General features: G+C 64.3%; 19 protein-coding genes. 11 read left to right on the forward strand and 8 right to left on the reverse strand.

The annotated features are described in order from the left end of the window. Window positions 1-70: 70 nt before the first annotated feature. The 6 genes from LJE63_09055 to mraZ are packed head-to-tail and all read right to left on the reverse strand — an operon-like array spanning window position 71 to window position 6495. A complete protein-coding gene (locus LJE63_09055) occupies window positions 71-1492 on the reverse strand; it encodes a UDP-N-acetylmuramoyl-tripeptide--D-alanyl-D-alanine ligase (protein MCG6906762.1) in 1422 nt (473 codons plus the stop codon). After that, window positions 1489-3039 carry a UDP-N-acetylmuramoyl-L-alanyl-D-glutamate--2,6-diaminopimelate ligase gene (locus LJE63_09060; GenBank protein MCG6906763.1) on the reverse strand — a complete coding sequence of 517 codons (1551 nt, stop codon included), beginning with the start codon at window positions 3037-3039 and terminating at the stop codon, window positions 1489-1491. The genes LJE63_09055 and LJE63_09060 overlap by 4 nt, the downstream gene beginning before the upstream one ends. Further along, the gene (locus tag LJE63_09065; GenBank protein MCG6906764.1) at window positions 3036-4727 is read right to left on the reverse strand and encodes a penicillin-binding protein 2; all 1692 of its coding nucleotides are present in this window, start codon (window positions 4725-4727) and stop codon (window positions 3036-3038) included. The genes LJE63_09060 and LJE63_09065 overlap by 4 nt, the downstream gene beginning before the upstream one ends. Before the next feature lie 44 nt (window positions 4728-4771). Next, complete coding sequence (locus LJE63_09070; GenBank protein ID MCG6906765.1) at window positions 4772-5074, reverse strand: septum formation initiator family protein; 303 nt, start codon at window positions 5072-5074, stop codon at window positions 4772-4774. Window positions 5075-5105: 31 nt separating this feature from the next. Beyond that, window positions 5106-6044: a 16S rRNA (cytosine(1402)-N(4))-methyltransferase RsmH gene (gene rsmH / locus LJE63_09075; GenBank protein ID MCG6906766.1), complete on the reverse strand. Its 939-nt coding sequence runs from the start codon at window positions 6042-6044 to the stop codon at window positions 5106-5108. 4 nt (window positions 6045-6048) lie between these two features. Next, a complete protein-coding gene (gene mraZ / locus LJE63_09080; protein MCG6906767.1) occupies window positions 6049-6495 on the reverse strand; it encodes a division/cell wall cluster transcriptional repressor MraZ in 447 nt (148 codons plus the stop codon). 705 nt (window positions 6496-7200) lie between these two features. Here mraZ and LJE63_09085 point away from each other — a divergent pair. From LJE63_09085 to LJE63_09110, 6 genes are all read left to right on the forward strand, one after another. After that, on the forward strand, window positions 7201-8142 hold the full coding sequence (locus tag LJE63_09085; protein ID MCG6906768.1) for an S-adenosylmethionine decarboxylase proenzyme: 942 nt from the start codon (window positions 7201-7203) through the stop codon (window positions 8140-8142). 133 nt (window positions 8143-8275) lie between these two features. After that, window positions 8276-9172: a polyamine aminopropyltransferase gene (gene speE / locus LJE63_09090; GenBank protein ID MCG6906769.1), complete on the forward strand. Its 897-nt coding sequence runs from the start codon at window positions 8276-8278 to the stop codon at window positions 9170-9172. Between the two features lie 10 nt (window positions 9173-9182). After that, the gene (locus LJE63_09095) at window positions 9183-9947 is read left to right on the forward strand and encodes an HD domain-containing protein (GenBank protein ID MCG6906770.1); all 765 of its coding nucleotides are present in this window, start codon (window positions 9183-9185) and stop codon (window positions 9945-9947) included. Window positions 9948-9952: 5 nt separating this feature from the next. Beyond that, window positions 9953-10633: a hypothetical protein gene (locus tag LJE63_09100; protein MCG6906771.1), complete on the forward strand. Its 681-nt coding sequence runs from the start codon at window positions 9953-9955 to the stop codon at window positions 10631-10633. Window positions 10634-10716: 83 nt separating this feature from the next. Further along, window positions 10717-11967, forward strand: coding sequence for an IMP cyclohydrolase (locus tag LJE63_09105; GenBank protein MCG6906772.1), 1251 nt, complete (start codon window positions 10717-10719; stop codon window positions 11965-11967). Window positions 11968-12000: 33 nt separating this feature from the next. Beyond that, window positions 12001-14886 (forward strand): PAS domain S-box protein, encoded by a 2886-nt coding sequence (locus tag LJE63_09110; GenBank protein MCG6906773.1) that lies wholly within the window; start codon window positions 12001-12003, stop codon window positions 14884-14886. Between the two features lie 15 nt (window positions 14887-14901). Here LJE63_09110 and LJE63_09115 read toward each other — a convergent pair whose 3' ends face one another. Next, window positions 14902-15729: an OmpA family protein gene (locus tag LJE63_09115; GenBank protein ID MCG6906774.1), complete on the reverse strand. Its 828-nt coding sequence runs from the start codon at window positions 15727-15729 to the stop codon at window positions 14902-14904. A gap of 68 nt (window positions 15730-15797) precedes the next feature. Beyond that, a complete protein-coding gene (locus LJE63_09120) occupies window positions 15798-17777 on the reverse strand; it encodes an RNB domain-containing ribonuclease (protein MCG6906775.1) in 1980 nt (659 codons plus the stop codon). A gap of 238 nt (window positions 17778-18015) precedes the next feature. On the opposite strand from LJE63_09120, the gene LJE63_09125 reads away from it, so the two are divergent. From LJE63_09125 to LJE63_09145, 5 genes are all read left to right on the forward strand, one after another. Beyond that, window positions 18016-19803: an ABC transporter ATP-binding protein/permease gene (locus LJE63_09125; GenBank protein ID MCG6906776.1), complete on the forward strand. Its 1788-nt coding sequence runs from the start codon at window positions 18016-18018 to the stop codon at window positions 19801-19803. Window positions 19804-19834: 31 nt separating this feature from the next. Then, window positions 19835-21829, forward strand: coding sequence for an ABC transporter ATP-binding protein/permease (locus LJE63_09130; protein MCG6906777.1), 1995 nt, complete (start codon window positions 19835-19837; stop codon window positions 21827-21829). A 342-nt stretch (window positions 21830-22171) separates the two neighbouring features. Then, window positions 22172-23935 carry a formate--tetrahydrofolate ligase gene (locus tag LJE63_09135; GenBank protein MCG6906778.1) on the forward strand — a complete coding sequence of 588 codons (1764 nt, stop codon included), beginning with the start codon at window positions 22172-22174 and terminating at the stop codon, window positions 23933-23935. Between the two features lie 348 nt (window positions 23936-24283). Continuing rightward, the gene (locus LJE63_09140; protein MCG6906779.1) at window positions 24284-25621 is read left to right on the forward strand and encodes a DUF4388 domain-containing protein; all 1338 of its coding nucleotides are present in this window, start codon (window positions 24284-24286) and stop codon (window positions 25619-25621) included. 332 nt (window positions 25622-25953) lie between these two features. Further along, a partial coding sequence (locus LJE63_09145; GenBank protein MCG6906780.1) for a hypothetical protein occupies window positions 25954-26201 on the forward strand: 248 nt, incomplete at its 3' end.

The following is a 26201-nucleotide window of genomic DNA, read 5'->3' on the forward strand; positions in this document are numbered from 1 at the left end:
ACTGTCAACTTTTGCCATTTCGGTTTTCATTGTCGATCCGGCCGGATGCGGGATTCCGGCTGGCCGCCCCTCAGGGGCCCGCCCAGGCCATCAAGCCCTGGACGATGGTTTCCATGCCCATGCCGCGCGAGCCTTTGACCAGGACCCAGTCCCCCGGCCGCAGGCTTTTCTTCAAGGCCGCCAGGATCTCGTCGCGGCCGCCCTCGAAGATCCTGTCGCGGGGCAGGCCGCCCGCCCGTGCGCCCCGGGCCACCGCCTCTCGGAAGCGGCCGGCGACCAAAAGTCGAAATGGTTCGCTGCGGGCCGCCAGTTCGCCGCTGGCGGCGTGCAGCGCCGCGCTCTGCTCGCCGAGCTCCAGCATGTCGCCCATCACCAGCATGCGGCGCGCATTGCGGCCCAGATCGGCCAGGGTTTGGATCGCGGCGGCCATGGAACCCGGGTTGGCGTTGTAGGTGTCGTCGATCAGGTGGATCCCGCCGGTCAGTTCCCGGTGGACCATGCGGCCTGTGATCGGTCGAAACGCCTCCAGCCCGGCCTTGATTTCCGCGATGTCCACCCCCAGGGTCCAGCCCACCGCAGCGGCGGCCAGGGCATTGGCCACCATGAAGCGCCCCGGCACCGCCAGGGTCACGGTGGCCCGTGCGCCGGGCAAGACCAGATCGAAAGTGGTCCCCAGGGCGGCCGGCTGGAGATTCCGGCCCTGGACCTCCGCCGCCGCCGCAGTCGCGAAGCGCACCACCCGCTGGCGGGTTTCGGCGGCCAGCTCCATGACCCGGGGATCGTCGGCGTTGAGGACCGCAGTGCCGTCGGCGGCCAGCTCCGCCAGCAGTTCGCCCTTGGCGCGCTTAACCGCCTCCAGGGACCCCAGACCTGCCAGATGGGCCGCCGCGACGTTGGTGATGACCCCGATCCGGGGGTTGCAGAGGGCGGCCAGACGCCGGATTTCACCCGGGTGGTTCATGCCCATTTCCAGCACGGCCCACTGGTGGGCCGCCGTCAGCCGCAGAAGGGTCAGCGGCAGGCCGATTTGGTTGTTGAAGTTGCCGATGGTGGCCAGGGTGTGAAACCGCCGCGAGACCACTTCAGCGGTCATGCCGCGGGTGGTGGTCTTGCCGTTGGAGCCGGTGATGGCCACCACCGGCACATTCAGGCGGCGGCGCTGAAAGGCCCCCAGGTCTCCCAGCGCCCGGGTGGTGTCGGTCACCGCGATGCAGGTCACGCCGGCTGCTGCCCACTGCGGCCAGGGAAGCTTGCGGGCCGATTCGGCCGCCAGCAGCAGGCCGCGGCCGCCGGCGGCGACCACGGCGGCGGCAAAGCTGTGGCCGTCATGGGTGTCGCCCTTGATGGCGATAAAAAAATCGGACGGCTGCAGCCTGCGCGAGTCGATGCCGATGGCCGCGAAGCGGCTGGCCGCGGGACCTCCCAGAAGCTCCCCGCCGGTGGCGGCCAGGATCTCGCTGACAGTCCATGGAGGGGGGGCGATGGGGTTCAATTGCGGTCCTCACGGGCCGAGCTGGCCGCATCGGCCAGCGCCCGGCGGGCTTCGGCGCGGTCGTCGAAATCGATGCTGCGCGCGCCCAGGAGCTGATAGGTTTCGTGGCCTTTGCCGGCGATCAGGATCGTGTCGCCGGGGCGCGCGGCCGCAACCGCCAGACGGATGGCGCGCCGCCGGTCGGGCTCCACCGCGTAGCCGCGGGCGCCCAAACCGCGCGCCAACTCCTCGGGGCTGTATGCCTGGACGTCCGCGCGGCGGATGCCTTCCAGCACCTGATCGATGATCCGCGCCGGGTTTTCGCTACGCGGGTTGTCCGAGGTGACGATGGTCAGATCGCTCATCCGGGCGGCGATCTCCCCCATCTGAGGCCGTTTGCCGGGGTCCCGGTCGCCGCCGCAGCCGAAGACGCAGATGATGCGGCCGCGGGCCAGCGGCTGAAGGCACTGCAGAACGTTTTCCAGGGCGGCCGGGGTGTGGGCATAGTCCACGTAGACGAACCGGCCCGACGGGTCGGGCACCGGCTCCAGCCGTCCCGGCACGCTATCCAGGGCTTCGATGCCGGCCCGGATCCTGCCGCCCGGGATGCCAAGCGCCACGGCGGTGCCAACCGCGCAGAGGATGTTTTCCAGGTTGTGGTGGCCCACGAGGCGTGCGGCAAAGGGGATCGCGCCCTCCGGCGTCAGCACTTCGCCGTGCAGCCCGGCGGGGTCGTGCACGACGGCGCGCGGGTGGACGCGGTTAGTGGCGGCGCTGCCCACCGACAGGCCGTGGCCGTTGAGTTCCCGCAGCAGCGCGGCCCCACGGGGGTCGTTGGCGTTGATGACGGCCACGGCGCGGTCGCGCTTGGGGCCGGTGTTCAGATGCTGGGTGAACAGGGTTTTCTTGACCTCCCAGTACGTTTGCATGTCGCGGTGAAAATCCAGGTGGTCCTGACTGAGGTTGGTGAAAACCCCGACATCCAGCCAGCAGCCGGCGATTCTCTGCATGGCGATGGCGTGGGAGGAGACCTCCATGACCACGTGGGTCACACCGGAGCGCACCATCTCCGCCAGCAGGGCCTGAAGGTCCAGCGACTCCGGGGTGGTCACAGGCGCCTTGCGGACCTGGCCGCCGAAACGGTAGGCGATGGTGCCGATCACCCCGACGCTGAAGCCGGCCTGCTGCAGGATGCGCTCCAGGAGGTAGGCGGTGGTGGTCTTGCCGTTGGTGCCGGTGATGCCGACGATCACCAGGCGCTCGGCCGGGTAGCCGTGAAAGCGGGCGGCCAGGTCCGCCAGCGCCCGACGGCTGTCGGCCACAAGGGCCACCGGGACCGGTACCGCGGCGGGCCGCTCGGCCACAACGGCCGCCGCGCCGCGGGCAACCGCATCGGCGATATAGGCGTGGCCGTCGGCGCGCGTCCCTGCAATCGCCACGAAAAGCCCGCCGGGGGTTACCGCCTGTGAGCGGTAGCAAATGGCGCTGATCTCCGGGTCGGAAGGCCTTGCGGTCTCCGAAAGCGGGGCCTGGAGGGCAACGGCGGCCAGCAGTCGGGAGAGTTTCATCCTTCGGCCTCGGTTCCCCGCAGCGCGGTCAGGCGCCCCGCGCCGCTGCCGGGGGTGACGTTGAGGTAGTTCAGGGTGCCGTGAGCGATTTTACGGAAGGCCGGTGCTGCCACCGTACCGCCGTAGTGGGCCTTGCGGGGTTCGTCAACCAGCACGAGGATGGCCACCTTGGGGTCGTCGGCCGGGGCGAAGCCCAAAAACGACGCCACATAGCGCCCCTGGGCGTAGCGGCCGCGTTCGTCGACCTTCTGGGCCGTGCCGGTTTTGCCGGCCACTTCAAACCCCTCCAGGGCGGCGCTTTCACCGGTTCCGCCTTTGGTGGTGACGGTTTGAAGGATCTTGCGGACCTGCCGCGCGCTCTGGGTCGAAATCACCCGGCGCACCTCGGTGGGTGCAAAACTTTTGACCAGGCGGCCGTCCCGGTCGGTCACGGCTTGAACCAGAAAAGGCTTCATCAGCACGCCGTCGTTTGCGATGGCGCAGGCCGCGGTGATCAACTGCACGGCCGAAACCGAGAGGCCCTGACCAAAGGCGATGGCGGCGGTATCGATCCGGGTCCAGCGCTGGTAGGGCGCCAGCAGACCGGCGGTCTCGCCGGGACAACCGATGCCCGTCGGGGTGCCGAAGCCGAAATTGCGCATCGTCTCGTAAAGAGTCTTCTGGCCCAGGCTCTCAATGATCTTGACCGCCCCGATATTGCTGGAATACTTGATGATCTGCTGCAGGGAGAGCCAGCCGTGGGGATGGGTGTCGTGCACCACGTTGCCCCCGATGCGGTACTTGCCGTTTTCGCAGAAAAAGATCGCGTTGGGGGTCAGCCGGCCGGATTCGATCGCCGCCGCCGCCAGGAACATCTTCATGCTCGAGCCCGGTTCGAAGGGATCGGTGATCGCCCGGTTGCGCCACTTGTCGCGGTCGAAGGCGCTGAAGACATTCGGGTTGAAAAAGGGGTAATGCGCCAGCGCCAGCACGGCCCCCGTTTGGGGCACCATCACGATCGCAATCCCCGAGCGGCCCTCGAACTCGTCGACGGCCTGCTGCAGGGCGCGCTCCGTCAGATACTGGACGGTGCGGTCGATGGTGAGCACGACGTTGCGGCCGCCGTGGCTGTCGATCCACTGGCTGACGCCGCTGAAACTCTTGCCGCGGGCATCTCTCAGCAGGGTGTAGCTCTCCGCGGCGCCACGCAGTTCGTGGTCCAGGAAAAACTCCACCCCCTCCAGGCCGTGGCCGTCGGTCCCGGTGAAGCCCAGCGCCTGGGCTGCCAGGGTTTTGCTGGGGTAGAAGCGGCTGCGCTCGGGGATGAAATCGACCCCCACAAGGTCCAGCGCGCGTACCGCCCCGGCTTCCTTGGGGGTCACCTGGCGCTTGATCCAGACAAAGGTCCGTTTGGACGCGAGTTTGCGCTGCAGCTGGCGGTAGTCGAGACTCAGGGCGCGTGCCAGAGCCTTGGCGGCGGCAGGCGCGTCCGCCAGCTGACGCGGGTAGGCGGCAATCGAGGTCACATCGATGCTGACCGCCATTTCACGGTGGCGGGCGTCCACGATGGCGCCCCGGCGCCCCTCGATGACCAGCGATTTTTCGTACTGGTCGGCGGCCTTGCGGGCCAGCCAGGCCCCTTGGTAAATCTGGAGATAGGCGGCCTTGGCGGCGATGACGGTCAGCAAGAGCGTAAAGAAAACGGCCATGCCCGCGGCTCTGCGTCGAATTTTGGGGTGAGCTTGGGGAATTTTCATGGCATAATGATGACCTGGTTGCGGTTGGGCATTTCCAGCCCGAGTTTTTCACGGGCGTAGCGGGCGATGCGCTGGGGTGACTTCAGCCGCTCCAGCTCGATTTTCAGGCTGCTCTGGATCCCTTGCAGGCGCTGGTAGTGATCGGCCGCCCGGGTAATTTCATAGCCGATCTGGGTGCACTGCACCCGGCACCAGGTATAGAAATATACCTCCCCCATGAAGAAAACCATCATCAGCGCCCAGAGGCTCAGGGTTCCGGCGGTGCGCCGGTTTCGGGGGGCTGGGGGGGCTGGGGCCAATTGGTTTTCTCCGTTTTGCAGGGGGGAGTGCTTACAGCTTTTCCACAACCCGCAGGCGGGTGCTACGGGCCATGGGGTTGTCTGCGATTTCGGCCGCCGTCGGGCGCCGCGCCCTGGGGGTCACGATCCGGACTGCCGGTGTGCGCCCGCAAACGCAGCGCGGCAGGTCCGGCGGGCAGATGCAGGGCCGGGCCAGTTGCCGAAAATGGTGTTTGACGATCCGGTCCTCCAGGGAATGAAAGGACAGGATGCACAGGCGCCCCCCCGGCTTGAGCAGCCCGGCGGCGGCTGCCAAAAAGGTCTCCAGCCGTTCCAGCTCACGGTTGACGGCGATCCGCAGCGCCATGAAAACCCGCGTGGCCGGGTGGATTTTCTGGCTTGCGGCGCTCTTGCGGGGAATCGCGGCGGCCACGATGCGCGCCAGTTGGCCGCTTGTAGCGATGCGGGCGTTGCGGCGCTCTGCCACGATCCTGCGGGCCACCGCCGGGGCGTAGCGCTCTTCGCCATACTCCCTGAAGAGCCGGACGAGGGTTTTTTCATCCGCCGAATTCAGCAGATCCGCGGCGCTGCCGCCGGCGGCAGGGTTCATGCGCATGTCCAGCGGTTCATCCCGCTGGAAGCTGAACCCTCGGCCGCTGGCCGTCAGGTGATGACAGGCGATGCCCAGGTCGAGCAGGATGCCGTCCACCGCGCAGATGCCCAGTTCGGCGAGAATCGCCGGCAGATTGGCAAAATTGTCGTGAAACAGGTGATAGCTGCCCTCATAGGGCTGCAGCACGACCCTGGCGTTGATCACCGCCTCGGGGTCCTGGTCGACGCCGATCAAGACCCCGCCGGGTGTGATTTTATCGAGAATCGCGCGGGCGTGCCCCGCACCGCCGAGGGTGCCGTCCACAAAAATTTCCCCGGGTGCGGGATCAAGGAGCGCGACAACCTCGGCGAGCATGGCGGGGACGTGGTGATACGGCATGGCCCTATATTCCCAGCGCGGCAATCTGGTCGCGGGCACCCTCCCTTTTCAGATCCTTCTCCATCTTTTCGTTTTCCTCATCCCATTTTTCCCGCGACCAGATTTCAAAGTGGTCGGTCACCCCGACGAAGACGACCTCTTTTTCGATTGCGGCGTAGATTCTTTGGGGGGGCGGCAGCAGGATGCGCCCCTGGCGGTCAAAGGGGCATTCCGAGGCCCCGCCGACAAAGGTGCGCCGGAAGCGCCGGAAAAAATCATCTTTGATGGGGGTTTCCAGGACCCGTTGTTCCAGCTTCAGCCACTCGGAGAAGGAATAGCCCAGGAGGCAGCCGTCCATGCGGGTCACCATGAAACCGTTGCTGCCGTCGGCACGGGCGATTTCACGGAACTTGGCCGGCACGCTGACGCGCCCCTTGGGATCGATGTTGTGGAAATTGATTCCCCGAAACATGTTTTTCCGTTCGAGGGCCCGGGCGCCCAGGGCCATTACGTGGTCTTGAAACCTGTCGCCGGTCTCGCTGGGGCCGGTCGATTAAGGATCTGACACTATTTGACACTTTTCGTCGAATAAAAGCCATTTCTGAATAAGAGTCAAGGAAAAAGTGCCCGCTGCTTTTTATATTTTGATAGTAATTAGTATTATTTAAAAATTTTAAAAACCGATCCCGGGGTGGTGGTAAAAAGTGGGATGAAAATTAAATCGGACGGGCCAGGGAAACCTTTAGGCCACCGCCCAAAAAAGAGCGCGCGGCAGATTTTTTCCCCATTGGGTGGATTTGGTGCTATACAAAACCTTTTATTTTGCGACCGACAGATGTGCGGCAGAAAACCCTGCTGTGGGCGGGGATGCGCAAAGGCTCCGGTGCGGTCATTGGTTGGGGGCGCCAAAAATTCAGCGTCATGGGAAGTCGCACCTTCATTTTTTTATTGCGCCCCGCTACCGAATAAAATATTTAGCCTCCCACATCGCCTGGGGGCGGAGCCTTCAAGGCCAAACGGGCTCGAAAACGGCCTTCCGATTCCGGTGGGGGGCGGCTTTTAGGGTCGGCCGCGCAATGGCGCAGACCCCTGGCGCGTCGCTGATCCCCGCAGGCGGGGGCCTCCCCGAACGGCCGCTGTGGCATGAACCCGACCAAGGTAGAGGAGTTTATGATAATTGACAGCAGCCATAGAACATTTCGAGGGACCTGAAAAAAAGCTGGAAATCATTTTGAATTCCCCTTGTCCGAACCTTCGTGCCAACCCGGACGGCCGCTGGGAACGGGTCGTCAACGCCAGTCGCAGCTACATCATCAGCAGCATTTCCACCGAAGGTCTGGACGCCTACCTGCTCTCCGAATCCAGCTTGTTTGTCTGGGAGGACCGGGTTTTGATGATCACCTGCGGCAAAACCACCCTGGTGAACGCCGTTCCGGAAATACTGCGCCTGACCGGCAGGGGCAATGTGGCGCGGGTATTTTACGAACGCAAGAACATGCTCTACCCGGATCAGCAGTCCACCCGGTTCGAGGATGACGTCGCCCGCATGGCGGCCTTTTTCAGCGGCAGGGTGCACCTTCTCGGGTCGGTATCCGAAGATCACGTTCATCTTTATTCCGCCGGTGCCGGCGCCCCCAAGGCGTCACGGCAGGCGACGCTCCAGGTGCTGATGCATGACCTGGCCCCCGCGGTGCAGTCCCTTTTCTCCGTCCGCCGGGCCGGGTCCGCCGCGCGGGCGGAAGCCCTCTGCGGGTTGGATCGCCTCTATCCCGACATGGCCCGCGACAGCCATCTCTTTTCGCCCCACGGCTATTCCGTCAACGCGGTCGCCGGCACGAGCTATCACACAGTGCACGTCACCCCCCAGCCCCAGAATTCATACGCCAGCTTCGAAACCAACCGCTACGAGCCGGACTACAGCGGAACGATTCGCCAGGTGGTGTCGATCTTCAAGCCCCGCCGCCTGATGGTGCTCTTGACCACCGCCAGCAAAACCCCCGGCCCCCAGCCCCTGCCGTTCGCAAACCTCACCCTGCCGGGCTATCGGCTGACCCGCAGCGGCCGTCACGATTTCGATTGCGGTGCGACGGTCAGCATCAGCAACCACGCCTGCGCCTGAAACCCGCCCGCCCGCCGGCCGGCGGGCGGTCACCGGATTGCCGCATTTTTCGGTTTGGCAAGCGGCTGGGATCTGCTAAACTGATTTTTCGCAGGCGCCGTAATCCCCCACCCTTTTTTCGAGGTTTTCCGACATGACCGACCAGCGCCATTTGAATCTCTGGGTCCGCGAGGAGCACAAAGGGATCCTGGAGACCCACTACCGGGTCGAAAAAACCCTTTTTTCGGAAAAAAGCCCCTTTCAGCAGATCGATGTGGTTGAAACCGCCGGACTGGGCAGAATGCTGCTCAACGACGGCATCGTGATGCTTTCCGAGCGCGACGAATTCGTCTATCATGAAATGATCGCGCACGTGCCGCTTTTCGTGCACCCCAACCCCCGGCGGGTGTTGGTGATCGGGGGCGGCGACGGCGGCAGTGTGCGCGAAATCCTGAAACACAGCACAATCCAGCGGGTGGTGATGGTGGAGATCGACGAAGCCGTGGTGCGGGCTTGCCGCACCCACCTGCCGTCAGTCAGCTGCGCCCTGGAGGATCCGCGGCTGGAGCTGCGCATCGCCGACGGGGTCGAATACGTGGCGCAGTGCCGTGAAAACTTCGATCTGGTGATCGTGGACTCCACCGACCCGATCGGACCCGCCAGGCCCCTGTTCAACCGCGAGTTTTACGAAAAAGCCGCCGCCCTGCTGGGTCCCGACGGCATCCTGGTCTCCCAGGCCGAAAGCCCCTTCTACGATCCCGAACTCCAGGAACCGATGCTTCGCAACCAGCGGCCCTTCTTTGCGCGGCTGCACCTCTACCTCTTCAGCACCCTGACCTACCCGGGCGGCCTCTGGAGTTTCGGGTTCGCCTCCAAGGGACCCTGTCCGCTGGCCGATTTCAACCCCCGGCGGGTGGCCGCCGCCGGTCTCAAGACCCGCTATTACAACCCCGGCGTCCACCGGGCGGCTTTCATGCTGCCCACCTTCGTGGGCGACAGCCTGGCCGGCCTGCTGGACCCCCTGGGGTGGCCTGAACCTGCGTCCCGTTGAGGAGGTTGCCGTGGCCCCCACCGCCTCCGAGCATCGAAACCCTCCGGCCTGCGACCGGGAAGACGTCCCTGCTGTGGCCGGAGATCCGGGCGCGCAGGGACCCGAGGGGGGTTGCGAAGCCTGCCGGGAGCCGGCCGATGAACTGAGCGCAGTGGTGCGGCGGTTTGCCGAGGGGCATTTGCGGGGCACCCGCGGCAGCCACGCCTGGGACCACACCCTGCGGGTCTGCCGGCTGGGCGCGCGGATTGCGCGCCTGGAGGGCGCTGACCTGCTGGTGGTGACGGCCGCCGCCTATCTGCACGACATCGGCCGGGGGCGCCAGGACGCCTCCTGCGGCAGGCTCTGCCACGCCCTTTTGGGCGCGGAGCTGGCGGCGCCCCTTGTGGCGCGTCTGCCGCTGAGCGCCGTGCGGCGGACGAATATCCTGCACAGCATCCGCGCGCACCGTTTCAGGGGCGATTGCCGGCCCCGAACCCTGGAGGCACGGGTGCTTTTCGACGCCGACAAGCTGGATGCCATCGGCGCGGTGGGAATTGCGCGCGCCTACCTGTTTGCCGGTGAAATCGGCGCCCGGCTGCACAACGGGGCGGCCGATATCGCCCGGACGCGCGCCTACTCGCGCGAGGATACCGGCTACCGGGAGTACCGGCTGAAGCTCTGCCGGATTCGGGAGCGGATGCTGACCGCCGCCGGTCGGCAGCTGGCCGAGGAGCGCCACCGTTTCATGGAAGCCTTTTTCGACCGTTTTTTGCTGGAATACGAAGGAAGGGGGTAGCGCAGATGGGTGTCAACATAGTTGAGCGGATCGACGATCTGGTGGCCGTGCGCCATGTGCTGATCAGTGTTTCGGACAAAAGCGGCCTTGAGCGCTTCGTGCCGGGTTTGTTGGAGATCAATCCCGAGATCCGGATTTTTTCGACCGGTGGCACGTTCCAGCGTCTGGCCGAAATCCTGGGGGGACGCGCCGAAAAATGCCTCACCCAGGTTTCCGCCTACACCGGCCAGCCCGAAACCCAGGGGGGGCTGGTAAAAACCCTGGACTTCAAAATTTACCTCGGGCTGCTCACCGAAACCTACAACGATGCCCACCAGCAGGACCTGGCGCGCACCGCCGCGGTGCCCATCGACATGGTGGTCGTCAACCTCTATCCTTTTCAACAGACCATTGCGCGGCCGGGGGTCAGCGTGGAAGAGGCCCGCGCCAACATCGATATCGGCGGGCCCTGCATGATCCGGGCGGCGGCCAAAAACTACCTGCGGGTCGCCTCGGTGGTGGACCCAGGCGACTACCCCGGGCTGCTCGTCCGTCTGGAGGGCTATGACGGGAGGCTGCCCCTGGCCCTGCGCTTCGAACTGTCCCAGAAGGCGTTCGCCCATACCGCCGGCTATGACCGCGCCATTGCCGATTTCCTCAAGAGCCGCTCACCCGAAGCGGTGGAAGGCTGCTACAGCGGGTTTTAAACAACGCTCCAGCCCGTAGGGCCCGGTTTCCCCTGCCGCTGCGGACAAGCCCGCGGTTTGCCGCAAACCCAAAAGGAGGCAACATGGCTGAGGACCTCAAACAGATGTACCGCACCATCATGGATGATAATTTCCCACCGCGCATGGAGATCAGCTTCGTCGCGGACAACGGGCGCCAGACCCTCTTCTACGAGAAGGTGTCGTGGGTCATCGAGGGGGTCCGCAAGGGCCTGCGCTACGGCGAAAACCCCGGCCAGGAGGCCGCCCTCTACAAACTGGTCAACGGCAACCTGGTGCTCGGCGAAACCCGCACGCTGCAGCCCGGACAGCATCTGGCCTCGGACATCCGTCTGCTGCAGTCGGGCAAGCACCCGGGCAAGACCAACCTGACCGATGCCGACAATGCCCTCAACATCCTGCGCTACCTGCACCAGGCGCCCACCGCGGTCATTGTCAAACACAACAACCCCTGCGGCGTGGCCCAGGCCGAGAGCTTGGAGAACGCCTATCTGCGGGCCTACATGGCCGACCGCGTGGCTGCCTTCGGCGGCTGCATCGCGGTCAACCGCAGCCTGGACCGGGCCACCGCCGAGGCCATCAGCAACCAGTACGCCGAGGTGGTGGTGGCCCCCGATTTCGAGGAGGGCGCCCTGGAGATTCTCGCCCGGCGCAAGAACCTGCGGGTGATCCAGATCGGCAACATTCAGCGCCTGCAGACCTTCGTCGGCCAGCGCTGCGTGGAGTTCAAGAGCCTGATCGACGGCGGCCTCATCGCCCAGTGGTCGTTCGTCTCCCAGGTGCGCACCCGGGCGGACCTCAAACCGGCGGTTTGCGACCACCAGGGGCGGACCTTTCGCATTCAACGGGAGCCCACCGATAAGGAATATGACGACATGCTTTTCGGCTGGCTGGTGGAAACCGGGGTGTCCTCCAACTCGGTGATCTACGTCAAGGATCGCGTGACGGTGGGGATCGGCACCGGCGAGCAGGACCGGGTGGGGGTGGCCGAGATCGCCCGCGACAAGGCCTATCGCAAACTCTCCGACCGCTACTGTTTCGAGCAGCAGGGGGTCGCCTACAACAGCCTGCGGGACGCTGACATCCGACAGGCCATCGATGCCCGGGTTGCCGCCGAGAAAGGCGGCCTGGTGGGCGCGGCCATGATCAGCGATGCCTTTTTCCCCTTCCGCGACGGGGTCGACGTGGGGCTGCGCGAAGGGGTGCGCGCGGTCATCCAGCCGGGCGGGTCCGCCAACGATCACCAGGCCATCGAGGCCTGCAACGAGGTCGGGGCCACCATGGTCTTCACCGGCCAGCGCAGTTTCAAACACTGACCCTCGCCCCGCCGCCGGATTGGAGGAGACCCGTTGAAAACCGAGCGACGCAAGAGGTTTTCGATCCAACTGATGCTGACCATCGGCATCCTGGTGACCGTCTCCGTCCTGTTGATCTCCGCTGTGCTCTACATCTATTTCGGCAAACGCCTGGACCAGGAGTTTCGCAGCCAGATCGCGGCCCGCAAGGGGCAGGCCGAGCTGATTCTCAGCCGCCGTTTCGTGCAGATCAAGCGCAAGCTTCAGGACCTCAGCAGCGACAACGCCATCCGCGTGACCCTCCTGCTGGATGCGCCCGCCCAGCTCCAGGATCGCCTGGCGCGCTTCTACGCGCCGGATAACGGGCTGAGTTTCTATGTCCGCAAGGCAGCCGCGCCGCTTCTCAGCCCGGCCCACTCCGAGGAGTTTGTCGACGCCCTGCTGAACACCCCCCCCGGTGAATTGCCGGCCCCGGAAGGTGAGACAACCCCCCTGGTGTGGTGGTTTGAGACCCCCATCACCAGCAGCGAGGCGCGCCTTGGGACGGCCTATGTACGCTACGAGCTCAGCGCTGACCGGGAACTGATCGACCGGCTTCAACAGCTGGTCGTCGGCGACATCCTGGTGCGCAGACCCGGGGGGCTGAGCAGCCTGATGGGGAACGGCGCGTTGGACCTGGATGACAAGATCCTGGCCCAGGCCTCGGGCACTGCGGCCCTGCCCCTCGGGTCAGGGGACCGCCGGATTCTCAAGCTCGACGGCTACGCCGACCTCTATTTTCTCTTCTCCAGCGAGGATCTGGTCCGCGAAAAGCTCAGGATAGCGCTGTTCATCGGGCTTTTTACACTGGCCGTGCTGACCTTTTCGGCGGGACTGGCCATTTTTCTGGGTCGGCAGATGGCGACCCCCCTGCGGAAAATGGCCCAAAAAGCCATTCACATCTCCAGGGGCGAGAAAAATCTGGCCTTTGAGACCCGTCCCGGCGATTACTGGGAGATCGTTGAGCTTTCCAAGGCTTTCGACAGCATGCTGCGCAACCTCAAGGCGGCCGAGGAAAAGTCGCGCTACAAGGAGCTTCTGGAGAACGTCGACGATGCGGTCTATCTGGTGGACGGCCGGGGCCGCATCCTGGACGCCAACGAAGCCAGCTACAGCCGGTTGGGCTATTCCCAGGCGCAATTTTTGGCCCTCTCCCTCCCGGCGCTGATGGCCCCGGCGGATGCCGAGCGGGTCCTGGGGGCCCTGGACGCCGCCGGCGGGCGGCAGGGCCGCCGGACGTTGGAGACCCGGCATCTGAAAGCCGACGGCAGCTTTCTGCCGGTGGAAATCAAGGTGCGCCCCATCGACTACCGGGGCGAAAAGGTCGTGCTCAGCGTGGCTCGCGACGTGAGCGCACGCAAGGAGGCTGAACTGGCCCTGCGGGAAAGTGAGGAGCGCTTTCGCTCGGTGGTCGAAAACTCGCATGAGGGGTTTTTGATCATCGACGACGCATTCCGCGTCGTGTATGCCAATCCCGAATTCTGCCGGGTGGTGGGCTACCCGCCCGAAGGCCTCAGGGGGGGCGATGTTGCCAAGCTGCTGACCGAGGAGAGTCTGCAGCGGGCCAAGCAAAACTTCTTCGACAGCCTGCGGGGGGACAGGGTGCCGACCCATTACGAATTTGATGTCTTGTGCAGGGACGGCGACACCCGACGCGTCAACGTCAGCACGACGATCATCCGTGACCTCACCGGCAGGCAGCAGGTGGTGGCCCAAGTCCTGGACATTACCGAGCGGATCCGGCAGGAGGCCGAACGCAAGGAGTTGGAAGACAAACTCTTCCACGCCCAGAAAATGGAGGCCATCGGGACCCTGGCCGGCGGCATCGCCCACGACTTCAACAACCTGCTGATGGGCATCCAGGGGCGGATTTCGGTCATGCAGCTCAACCTCTCCGACGAGCACCCCCACAGCGAGCATATCCACGCCATCGGCAAGACCATCAAGAGCGCCGCCGCCCTGACCAAACAGCTGCTGGGCTTTGCGCGTGGGGGCAAGTACGAGGTCAAACCCACCTGCCTCAACGAACTGGTGGAAAAAACGTGCGACATGTTCAGCCGGACCAAGAAAGAGGTTTCCATCCATCGCGACCTGCGGCCGGGCCTCTGGAGCGTGGATGCCGACCAGGGCCAGATGGAGCAGGTCCTGCTGAACCTCTACGTCAACGCCGGCCAGGCGATGCCCGACGGCGGGGAGCTCTTTCTGGAAACCGAGAACGTCACGCTGCGGGCGAGTTTCTGCCGCTCCTACGGCGTGGAAGCCGGTGAGTACGTCAAATTGACCGTGCGCGATACCGGGGTGGGCATGGACGAGGAGACCATGGCGCGCATCTTCGAGCCCTTTTTCACCACCAAGGAGATCGGCAAGGGCAGCGGCCTCGGGCTGGCGTCGGTTTACGGGATCATTCAGAACCACAAGGGCATCGTGCGGGTCAGCAGCCGGGTGGGGCAGGGCACGAGTTTTTTTATCTACCTGCCGGCCTCCGACAAGCGGGTGGTCGCCGAGGCCGGGGGACACTATGAACTGGCCCGCGGCCAGGAAAGCATCCTCCTGGTGGACGACGAAGAGGAGATTCTGCACGTGGGCAGCCTGATGCTAAAGGAGCTGGGCTATCAGGTGCTCCTGGCCTGCAGCGGCAGGGACGCCGTGGCCATCCTGGAGGTCGACCCGCAGGGGGTGGACCTGGTGATCCTGGATATGGTCATGCCGGAGATGGCCGGCGGCGCGGCCTTTGACCGCCTGCGGGCCGTGCGCCCGGATCTGCGCGTGCTCCTGGCCAGCGGCTACAGCCTCAACCGTCAAGCCCAGGAGGTGATCCGGCGGGGGGGCAGCGGGTTTATCCAGAAACCCTTCGATATGGTGGGGCTCTCGCGCAAGATCCGCGAAATCCTGGATGCGTGATCCAGGGGGTGGGGGCTAGCGCAGGACGTCAAAAAAAATTTCGATGCGGCGGTTCTGCTGACGGTCTTTGGCGGTGTCGTTGGAGGTCAGCGGTCGATAGCGGCTGAACCCGCTGGCCACTAAACGATGGGGGTCGAGGCCGGCGGTTTCGGCCAGAAAACGGGCCACGGCGCTGGCCCGGGCGGCGGAGAGTTCCCAGTTGCTGGGAAATCTCTCCCGGGCGGCCGGCGCAATGGGCAGGCTGTCGGTGTGGCCCTCGATGACGATCAGCGTCTCGTGCTGGCGGTTCAGGATTTCGGCGATCCTCAGCAGGAGCTGCTTGCCTTCCTCCTGGATCTCGGCGCTGCCGGAATCAAACAGGATCCGGTCCACGAAGATCATCTTGAGGCGGCCGTCGATCTCCTCCAGCTTGATCTTTTGGGCGCTGAGCTGCTCCCTGAGGCTGGTCTCGATGGTTTCCTTGGTGTCGTCCAGGAGCCGGATTACCCGGTTTTGCAGGCCGATGGCGGTGTTGCGTTTTTGGATCTCCAGTTGCAGGGCGGTGACCTGCTCGGTGAGCTGAAGCGTTCTCTCCTCGGCGGCGCTGCTGCGCGCGGCGAGGGTCGTGATCCGGCTGCGGCATTCGGCGGCCGCCGCCTGGGCGGCGGCCAGCTCCTGCTCCGCCTGCCGTCGTCTGGCGTTCTCTGCCTCCAGGCGTTGCTCGACCCGGGCCTGGTTGCGCCGCTGTTCCAGAAGCTGCTCCTCCAGTTGGGTCTGCCGGGCATACGGAACGCACGCCCACAGCAAAACCGCCGCGGCTGCCAGCGGGACAAGCCGCCAGGTGCGGATCTTAAGGCCTGCCAATTCCATTCCTTTCCGTAAGATCGCTTGCTTCAGGTCGGGGCGCGCCGGGTGACGCCCTGCGGGCGGGGCTATCCGATAAAAACCGACAGCACATCGCTGCGGGCATTGACGTACTGGATGGTCACCTGTACCAGATCCTCCGGTTTGAGGTCAATCCCGATCGACAGCGGTAGCTGGCACTCCAGCATGTATTCGGTGATCAGCGCCAGATAGCCGTTGCGGCGTTTCTGCAGGACGATGGCCTCGGTTTTCTGGCCGATTTTCTTCTCGAGGTACTTCAACGTCCAGTAGCGCTGGCGCTGGTACTGGACGCGGGATACGGTGCGCATCGGGGTTTCCAGGTGGGCCAGGATAGTGGCCACCTGATCGCGGTCGTAGGCGCTGTCCAGCCCCAGCAGGGCCCTGAGCTGGCGCTGGGTGATCATGTCGAAATACTTGCGGATCGGGGAGGTGGCGGTGACGTAAGCGTCCAGCCCGAGGCCGCTGTGGCTCTCCGGCTCGCAGCCCAGCATGAAGCGGCTGATCTGCTTGCGCTGCATCCAATTCTGAAAGAGGGTGCCCTCGTTCTGGCGGTAGAGCCGCTCCCGGGGCTCGGCCTGGGCGCGGAAGACCGCGGGGCATTTGTGGCGCCGCAAAAAATCGGCCATCAGCCAGTTGCCCATGATCATCAGCTCGGCCACCATCATGCGCGAGGGGCTTTCGCGGTTGATCCGGCTGAGGGTGATCTCACCACTTTCGTCCAACCAGATGTTGATCTCCGGCAGGGTAATCTGCAGCGCCCCGTTTTCCAGCCGTTTGCGGCGGAAGGCCTCGGCCAGGAACACCAGGGTGCCGATGGCGGGATCGGCATCGACCATCAGGTTGGCTTCGTAATAGGAAAGCTGTCGGCTGACGGCCACTGTGCTGGCGAAAATTTCGTAATCCAGCAGGTCGCCGCTGCGGCTGAGGGTGGCCATCACGCTGATTGCCGGGCGCAGTTCACCGGCCCGCAGGCTGCACAGTCCTTCCGCCAGATCCGGCGGGATCATGGGGATCTTGCGGTCGGCGGTGTAAATCGAGCTGCCGCGGGCTGCGGCTTCGCGGTCGATGGGGTCGTCGCGTTTGACATAGTGGCCCACGTCGGCAATGTGAATCCCGAGGCGGTAACGGTCCCCCAAATCTTCGAGGCTCAGGGCGTCGTCGTAGTCCAGGGTGGCCTGCCCGTCGATGGTCAGCAGCGGCAGGTGGGTCAGGTCGCGGCGCACGGGGGCGCCTGTAAACGGCGGCGGAGCGGAGCGCAGCCGCTCGCTCCAGCGCAGGCATTCCGCGGAGAATTCCAGCGGCACATCCAGGCGCAGGAGATCGAGGTTTTCGTTTTCCTCCCATATTCCCAGCTGGACGAAAAGCGGGAAAAGGGATTTTTCCAGGTTGGCCTCCGCCCGCTGCACGATCGCCTTGGCGAGTTCATACTGGTCGCTGTCTTTTCCGAAAAGGGTGAAGGACTGCAGGATGCCCAGGGTTTCGGCCACCACCGGGTCCTCCATCGCCTCACGGCCGGTGCCGGAGGCCAGCGCCTGGCGCAGCCAGCCACCGCCCCGATCGATCAGCCGGTTGCGGCGGCCGGCCTCCGCGGCCTGGGCCTGGAGGCGTGCCACCTGGTCCTCGGAGTTGGGGTAGAAGCGGTCGTGACTGAACTTGAAGTAGATCCGGTTCTCGAAGAAGGCCCGTATCACGGCGGACTCGTGGTCACCGGTGGTGTCGCCGTTGAAGCAGAACGCGGCCATGGTTTCCAGGTCGATCCACTCTTCCTCGCTGTTGAGGATTTCCCAGAGTTCGCGGATATTGACCCGATGCATCAGCGACCTGCGTCGGCTGCCGATTTCCTTCAAAGTCTGGATCACGTGATCGCGGCCCATGGCGAGATCAACCCGCTGGCCGCAGCTGTGCGACAGCCGGCTGGCGGAGAGTTTGATCTCGCGGTTGTTTTCGGTCAGCAGGCGCAGTCGCTCGTTTTTGACCTCCAGAATGACGGCGCACATGATTTTCTGGCGGTCAATATATTCAACCACATTCGATGGTTCCATAGTTTTGAATCATAGCAATGGGCCCGTTCAAAGTCAACGCGCAAGCTTACCCGGCAAACGGCCCCCGGCCTCCCCGGCCGCAGGGGTGGTGGGGGCGGGTGGAGGGCGCCGGGCCATCGCGGCGGCTTGATTCCCCGCTGCCGGGTTCTTACCTTGAAGGCGCTTTCGGCTTTGTGCCGTAAAACCCCCAAGTCCCGCATGACGGGCGAAAGGTTTGCTTTTCGTGAAATCCCTGCAGTTCATCCGGCCTTACTTTCGCGAGCGCCGTCTGGTCATCCTGCTGGGGATCGTGTGTCTGATCATCGTCGATTTCCTGCAGCTTTTCATACCCCGAATCGTCAAACGGGCGGTGGACGGCCTGACCCTGGCGGGCATCGACGCCTCCGGCCTGCTAAGCGATGCGCTCCTGATCGCGGCGATGGGGCTGCTCATCGGGGTTTTCCGTTACGGCTGGCGGCAGTGCCTGCTGGGCGCCTCGCGGCGGGTGGAGGAGGGCCTGCGCAACGCCCTCTTCGGCCACCTGCAGACCCTCTCGCCGGCGTACTTCGACCGGGTGCGCACCGGCGATCTGATGGCCCATGCCACCAACGACATCATGCAGGTCCGAATGGCCACCGGGATGGGCATGGTGGCCCTCAACGACGCCCTAGTGATGGGGACTGCGGCCATCGGCTTCATGGCCTTCATCAACCTGCGGCTGACCCTTTTCGTCTTGATCCCGGCACCTTTCATCGTTTTCGGCACCCGCATCTTCAGCCGCAAGATGCACCGCCGCTATCAGGCCGTTCAGGCCGCCTTCTCCGAGCTGACCGAGGCGGTGCGCGAGCGCCTGGCTGGAATCCGGGTCATCAAGGCCGGCAACCGCGAGGAGAGCGAGGCGCTGCGGCTGGAGGCCATTTCCAGCGACTACATTCGCAAAAATATCCGTCTGGTGAGGATCACCGGTGCCTTTTTCCCCATGATGGCGCTTTTCACCAACCTCAGTCTGGCGATCGTGCTGGTGCTGGGCGGGCGCCAGACCATTCTCGGCACCATCACCCCTGGGGATTTCGTGGCCTTCATCAGCTATCTCTGGCTGCTCACCTGGCCGATGATGGCCATGGGCTGGGTCACCAACCTGATCCAGCGCGGCGCCGCCTCTCTGGGTCGAATCGCCAGGATCCTGGAAACCCGCCCCGACATCCGGGAGCACCCGCACCCCCGCCCGCTTCCCAAAGTGCGGGGGGAGATCGTCTTTGAAAAGGTGGGCTTCGGCTATGGCCCAACCGGGGAGCGGGTTCTGACGGAGATCGGTCTGCGGATCCGCCCCGGCCAGGTGCTGGGCGTGGTGGGGCCCCAGGGCAGCGGCAAGACCAGTCTGGTCAGCCTGATCCCGCGGATCTATGACGCCGGCAGCGGCCAAGTGCGGCTGGATGGCCGCGACGTGCGCGACCTGCGCCTTTCCGAGCTGCGTGCCCACGTCTCCTTCATGGCCCAGGAACCCTTCATTTTTGCCGGCAGCGTGCGGGAGAACATCACCTTCGGCGATCCGTCGGTGGACGACCGGCGCCTTAAGCAGGTGCTCGCGGCGGCCGCCCTGACGGAAACGGTGGCCGGGCTGCCCAACGGGCTGGAGACCCGCGTCGGGGAGCGCGGGGTGATCCTCTCCGGGGGTCAGAAACAGCGCATCGCGCTGGCCCGGGCGCTGCTCAAGCCCGCGCCGGTGATGATCCTGGACGACCCCATCAGCCAGGTGGACATGCAAACCGGGGCAATGATCGTGGATACCCTGCGCCAGCTGGCCGGTGGCCGCACGCTGGTGGTGGTTTCCCACCGGCTGACGGCGGTGCGTTTTGCCGACCAGATCATCGTCATGGCCGACGGCCGCATTGCCGCCCGCGGCAGCCATGCCGCCCTGGTGCACCAGGGCGGGTACTATGCGCGCACCTACCGCCTGCAGGAATACGCCCCGGCGCAGGCGAAAGAGGCCCCGCCGGACGCCTGGGCCGCCGGCAACCCGATCCGTTCCTGAGTCCCACAGCCCACACGCAAGCGAGGTGCAGATGCCATCCGAATTCGGCCATTTCGAGGAAGACCGCCTCGACAAGGTCTACGACCTGCGGCTGCTGCGGCGGCTCTACCCCTTTGTCCGCCCCTACCGGCTGTTTCTCTCGGGCGTGATCGGGCTGGTAATCCTGATCACCCTGATGGAGTTGTCCCTGCCCTACATCACCAAGATGACCATCGACCGCTACATCGTGCCCACGGTCGAAGTTGCCGGGGCCGACGGGATGATGGGACGTTACCTGCCGGTTGACACCCGGGAGGCTGCTGCGGCGGCCGTGGTGGCCCGCCATCCGGATTTTTTCAGGACCGAAGGCCCCACGGTGCTGATCGCTTACAGCGATCTGCCCCGTCTGGACCAGGCCGAGCGCCTGGCGCTGCGCCGTGGCGACCTGCGCGGGGTGGGCTGGATGAGCCTGGTTTTCCTGACCATCGTGCTCCTCAACTTCGCCTTGGATTTTCTCCAGCAGACCATCATGGAGTATACCGGTCAGATGACCATGCACGGTCTGCGGGTGCGCCTTTTCCGCCACATCCAGCGGCTGCCGGTGGCATTTTTCAACCGCAACCCGGTGGGGCGTCTGGTGACCCGGGTGACCAACGACGTGCAGAACATGCACGAGCTCTTCACATCGGTGGTTGCCTTCTTCTTCAAAGACCTCTTTCTGCTGCTGGGCATTGCGGCGGTTCTGGTGGCCACCGACTGGCAGCTGGCCCTGGCAACCTTCGCGGTCCTGCCCGTGGTGGTGGTCGCCGGCGGGCGCTTTGCGCGCCAGGCGCGGGAAGTTTTTCGCACCCTGCGAATCCAGGTGGCGGAGATCAACACCCGCTTCGCCGAGACCATCGGCGGCGTCAAGGTGGTGCAGCTCTATGGCCAGCAGGGGCGCAATTTCGAACGCTTCGCCCGCCTCAACCACGAAAATTACCTCGCCGGCATGCGCCAGATCCAGGTTTTGGCGGTCTTTTTGCCGCTGGTGGAGTTTCTGGGGGTGGTGACCGTGGCGACCGTCATCTACTACGGGGGCAGGGGGGTGCTGGGCGGGCAGGTCAGCCTGGGGGCGCTGGTGGCCTTCATTTACTACCTGCGGATGTTTTTCCGGCCGATGCGCGATATCGCCGACAAGTTCAACATCCTGCAAAATGCCATGGCCTCGGCGGAGCGCATCTTCCTGATTCTGGACAACCCCGAGGGCGAGGTGCCCCCGGCTAAGGCCCCGGCCGGATCCGACCCTCCGGCCAAGGCGCGGGCATCGCGGCTGCAGATCCGGTCCCTGGCCATGGAGGGGGTCAGTTTCGGCTACGTACCCAACGAACCGGTTCTGCGGGAGATTTCTTTTGCCCTCGAGGCCGGTCAAACCCTGGCGGTGGTGGGGCCCACCGGTTCGGGCAAAACCACCCTGATCAACCTGATCGTGCGCTTCTACACCCCGACTGCCGGCAGAATTCTGGTCAACGGCGCGGATGTGCGCGATCTGCCGCCGGGGTCGCTGCGGGCTGCCATGGCGCTGGTCATGCAGGACCCGTTTCTTTTTTCCGAAAGCGTGGGCTACAATATTTTCCAGGACCGCCGCGACCTGAACCCCGCAGAGGTGCGCGCGGTGCTCGCCGCGGCCCACTGCGACAGCATCGTCGCGCGGCTGCCCCAGGGGCTTGACACCGTCCTTTCTGAGGGCGGCGCCTCGCTTTCAAGCGGCCAGCGCCAGCTGATTTCCATCGCCAGAGCCTTGGCCCGCGACCCGTCGCTGATCATCCTGGATGAGGCCACCTCGTACGTGGACTCCGAGACCGAAGAGAAGATCCAGAGCGCTCTCGCCAACCTGATGCAAAACCGCACCGCCATTGTCGTGGCCCACCGGCTGACCACGGCCCGCAGCGCCGACCGGATCCTCGTTCTGCGGGACGGCCGGATCATCGAGTCCGGCAGCCACCGGGAGCTTATGGGACGGGCCGGCTTTTACTTCCAGCTCAATCAGGCCGAAAGCGCCCTCGGCTGAAGGGCTCGTGGCTGCGGATGGCCGGGGCTGGCGGACCCGCCTAGTCAAGTGTTGGCCCCTCAATTCAGGACTTGCCAAAACTCACCGCTAATGATATGAGCCTTTGGTTAATTATTCCCAAACCGTTCATTGAGCCATCCGGGAATTTCCGAACCCTGCTGATGATTCTTTTTAACGCCGGTTTTCACGGCCCAACCCATATACCGGCAGTAAGCCGGCGGCTTTTGCCGGCAGGCCGCCCGCCCGGTGACAATCGCGGTTTTTGGGCTTTGGGCAAGCCCAGTGGCGTGTGCCCTTTGGGGCGTCGGACTCACCTAACTCACCATAAGGAGGAATGGATCAATGGCTTATAACGCGGTAGAAATGGCTGACTGGCAGATTTCTGAGGCAGCGGAACAAAATATGCCGACGCCGGAAGATTGGCAGGAAAAGCTCGGTCTCGACAAAAGCGAGATGCTGCCCATGGGACGGCTGGCGAAAATCGACTTTTTGAAGGTCATCGAGCGCCTCAAAGCCAAACCGGATGGCAAGTACATCGAGGTCACCGCCATTACCCCGACCCCGCTGGGTGAAGGCAAGAGCACCACCTCCGTCGGCCTGATGGAAGGCCTCGGCATGCGCGGCAAAAATGTCGGCGGTGCCCTGCGTCAGCCCTCCGGCGGTCCCACGATGAACGTCAAGGGCACGGCCGCCGGCGGCGGCAACTCACTGCTGATCCCCATGACCGAGTTTTCCCTGGGGCTCACCGGCGACATCAACGACATCATGAACGCCCACAACCTGGCGATGGTGGCCCTGACCTCCCGCATGCAGCACGAGCGCAACTACAACGACGAGCAGCTGGCCCGGCTGACCGGCATGCGCCGCCTGGACATCGACCCCACCCGGGTGGAGATGGGCTGGATCATCGACTTCTGCGCCCAGGCCCTGAGAAATATCGTCATCGGCCTCGGCGGCCGGTTCGACGGATACACCATGCAGTCCAAGTTCGGCATCGCCGTGGGCTCCGAGTGTATGGCCATTCTGGCCGTCGCCAAGGATCTGGCCGACCTCAAAGAGCGCCTCAACAACATCACCGTGGCCTTCGACAAGAGCGGCAAACCGGTTACCACCGGCGACCTGGAAGTCGGCAACGCCATGGCCGCCTTCATGCGCAACACCATCAACCCCACCCTGATGTGCACCGCCGAGTACCAGCCCTGCTTCGTGCACGCCGGCCCGTTCGCCAACATCGCCGTCGGGCAGTCCTCGATCATTGCCGACCGCGTCGGCCTGAAGCTCTTCGACTACCACGTGACCGAGTCCGGCTTTGCCGCCGACATCGGCTTCGAGAAGTTCTGGAACGTTAAGTGCCGCTTCTCCGGTCTCAAACCGCACGTTTCGGTTCTGACCAGCACCATCCGGGCCCTCAAGATGCACGGCGGCGGGCCCAAGGTCGTCCCGGGCAAGGCCATGCCCGAAGAATACACCAAGGAAAATTTGGAGCTGGTGGAAAAGGGTGTCGAGAACATGGTGCACATGATCGGCGTGATCCGCAAGGCCGGCATCAACCCCGTGGTCTGCATCAACCGCTTTTACACCGATACGGATGCCGAATGCGCCATCGTGCGCAAGGCCGCCGAGGCTGCCGGCGCCCGCTGCGCCGAGTCCAAGCACTGGGAAAAGGGCGGCGAAGGGGCGCTGGAATTTGCCGATGCGGTCGTCGATGCCTGTGAGGAAGGCAACAACTTCGATTTCCTCTATCCCCTGGAGATGAAGCTGCGCGACCGCGTGGCGACCATCGCCAAAGAAGTCTACGGCGCCGACGGCGTCGACTGGTCGCCCGAAGCCGAGGCCAAGGCCAAGATGCTCGAAAACGACCCCAAATACGCGGACTTCGCTACCATGATGGTCAAGACCCACCTGAGCCTCTCCCATGACCCGGTGGTCAAGGGCGTGCCCAAGGGCTGGAGGCTGCCTATCCGCGACGTGCTGATCTACTCCGGTGCCAAGTTCCTCTGCCCCTGCGCCGGGACCATCAGCCTGATGCCCGGCACGGGCTCCAACCCGGCCTTCCGCCGCGTCGATGTGGATCCGGCGACCGGCAAGGTCAGCGGGCTGTTCTAACTGTCCGCGGCAAACGACGTACCAACCCGGCGGGCCCGGAGGGATCATTCCTCCGGGCCCGTTTTATGTTCCGGCCCCTCAGTCGGCAGGCAGGCGATGCGGCCGGGGCTTTTCAGGGGCGGCCCCCCGTGAGTCGTGCAAAGCGCTTCAGAAATCCCCACCCCCTGTCGATTTAAGTACCGCGTTTACAGTGGCTTAAAAAGCCTTCCGGCGCCACCTGCCCATCTCATCGATGCCTTCCGGCACGGCTGCCTGCAGCCAGTCGGGCCGGGTTGACGCTGCTGGGGGCCTGCCGTTCTTCCGGCCGTCGGCCGAGGGCCCCCCACACCGAACAAGGTCTGTGTCTGCATGAATCTGAAAGGCGATTTCGATCCCTCGTCCCTGGCCAGCATTCTTCAACTGCTGAGCAATGAAAAGAAAACCGGCGTGCTGCGGGTCGTCAGCGATGACAATGAGGTCCGGATCTTCATCCAGGATGGGGCCATTATTTATGCCATGGGTTCCCAGAAGGAGGAGCGCCTGGGGCACCTTCTGATCAGCAAGGGAATGATAACCGCCGAGCAGCTTCAACAGTGCCTGTCCGAGGCGCGCAGCCAAAAACTGGCCATGGGTAAAATCCTGGTGGGCCGTGGCTTCATCTCATCGGAGCAGCTGAAAACCGTCATTCGCAAACAGGCCGAGTTCATCATCTTCAATCTCTTCTTCTGGGACCAGGGCAGCTTCGAATACACCGATGCCCGGCTGAATCTCAACGGGCTGATGGTCACGCCGCTGGACATCATGTCCATCATCCTGGAGGCCACCCGGCGGATTGATGAAATGTCGATCCTGAAAAAGCAGATCCCCAATGACCGAATTGTCTTCCGGATCTCCCAGAAGACGCCCAACCAGAGGCAGATCACCTTCAACACCCTGGAATGGCGCTTCATGACTCTGGTGGACGGCAGCCGAACGGTGCGGGAACTGGTGGCGGTCAGCGGCTATGAGGAATTCGTGGTCTACCAGGTGCTCAACTCGCTGCTGGCATCGGGTGTCATCGAAAAAGACCTCTCCTCGGGAGGCGCGCCGGAAGGCGCCGCCCGCCGCGAGGCAGCCCAGGAAAGGGTCATCGCGGTCTACAATGACATCCTTGGCGGCTTTCAGCGCTGCCTGCTTGGGGCCCACGGCCGCTGGCTGTTCACTGCGCTGGAGCAGTTCAACGGGCATCTGGTGCACCCGGACTGGCGTCGCGTTCAGGACCGCTATCGGTCCGAGCGGCTGCAGTGGGTCGCGGCCGTGATGGAAAACTTGAAGCGCGGTTTTCAGCCCCTGCAAAAGAGCCTGATTCGCAATTTCCACCCCGATCAGCCGGCCGGGATCAACATCCAGGCCGTCAAGGAAACCCTCAAGCGCTTTCAGACCTTCGAGGCCGGCCACGATTTTCTGACCAGCAGCTTGAACGAGTTTGTGCTCAATACCCTTGGCGAAATGCCCCGCATCGTGGGCGCATCCCCCACCCGGGCCCTGATGGCCGATATCCGCCAACGGCTGCAGGCCGCTGATGTTGCCGACCACCCCGTTTCCGAAGTGCAGCGCCTGCAGCAGGACGTGACACGCATTCTGACCGCGGTCGAACATAAAATCCTCGCCGATAATAAGGCGCGGGCCTTTGTCGGTGGCATTTTCGGGGTTTGCGGCAGACATTGAAGCTGGCGGCCGCCATCGCTGCCGGGGCGTGCCGCCGCTGGTTCGGCCGCAGGTGTGGACCTGTATAATTTTGTTTCCTCGGTCTTAAAGTTGACCCGAGCCAAAACCGATAAGAAGCCCTGTGATTGCGCTATTCGGGGTCAGGAAGCGCGGCCCGAAATGATGCGGCGGCCAGCCGATCCTCGGTGACCATGGGCGGCGTTGGACGCGCCGACCGGTTTGCGGAAGGCCTCGGTGAAAGTCCCGCACGGGCCCCGTGGCATGTTTTTGCCGCTATCCCGAATGAAACAAATGTGCACCTTAAACTTGAGGGGACGGTCAGAAAGACAACCATGGACGATCAGCGGGAAAACGCAGACGGCGAGGATATGGGGCTGGCAATCGAAAACGTGGGGCTCTCCATCGAAGATCTCGGTCTTTCCATCGAGGAGATCGGCCGCTCGACGGTAGACGCCGGCCCCCAGCCGGTTGACGGGACGGCGCAGGAATCGGCCACCGACCTCGCCCCGCCGGTCACCCCGGCGGGAGCCGTCCCGGAGGATATGGCGATTCAGGACGCGCCGGCAGGGGCTGCGCTGCC

This window comes from Desulfobacteraceae bacterium (genome assembly GCA_022340425.1).
In the GTDB taxonomy this organism is placed as follows: Bacteria; Desulfobacterota; Desulfobacteria; order Desulfobacterales; family JAABRJ01; genus JAABRJ01.

Bases quoted from the DNA above. Each gene is read 5' to 3' on its own strand.
- LJE63_09060 (MCG6906763.1), bottom strand. From the start codon at position 3,039: ATGAAACTCTCCCGACTGCTGGCCGCCGTTGCCCTCCAGGCCCCGCTT.
- LJE63_09065 (MCG6906764.1), bottom strand. From the start codon at position 4,727: ATGGCCGTTTTCTTTACGCTCTTGCTGACCGTCATCGCCGCCAAGGCC.
- rsmH (MCG6906766.1), bottom strand. From the start codon at position 6,044: ATGCCGTATCACCACGTCCCCGCCATGCTCGCCGAGGTTGTCGCGCTC.
- mraZ (MCG6906767.1), bottom strand. From the start codon at position 6,495: ATGTTTCGGGGAATCAATTTCCACAACATCGATCCCAAGGGGCGCGTC.
- speE (MCG6906769.1), top strand. From the start codon at position 8,276: ATGACCGACCAGCGCCATTTGAATCTCTGGGTCCGCGAGGAGCACAAA.
- LJE63_09100 (MCG6906771.1), top strand. From the start codon at position 9,953: ATGGGTGTCAACATAGTTGAGCGGATCGACGATCTGGTGGCCGTGCGC.
- LJE63_09105 (MCG6906772.1), top strand. From the start codon at position 10,717: ATGGCTGAGGACCTCAAACAGATGTACCGCACCATCATGGATGATAAT.
- LJE63_09130 (MCG6906777.1), top strand. From the start codon at position 19,835: ATGCCATCCGAATTCGGCCATTTCGAGGAAGACCGCCTCGACAAGGTC.
- LJE63_09135 (MCG6906778.1), top strand. From the start codon at position 22,172: ATGGCTTATAACGCGGTAGAAATGGCTGACTGGCAGATTTCTGAGGCA.
- LJE63_09140 (MCG6906779.1), top strand. From the start codon at position 24,284: ATGAATCTGAAAGGCGATTTCGATCCCTCGTCCCTGGCCAGCATTCTT.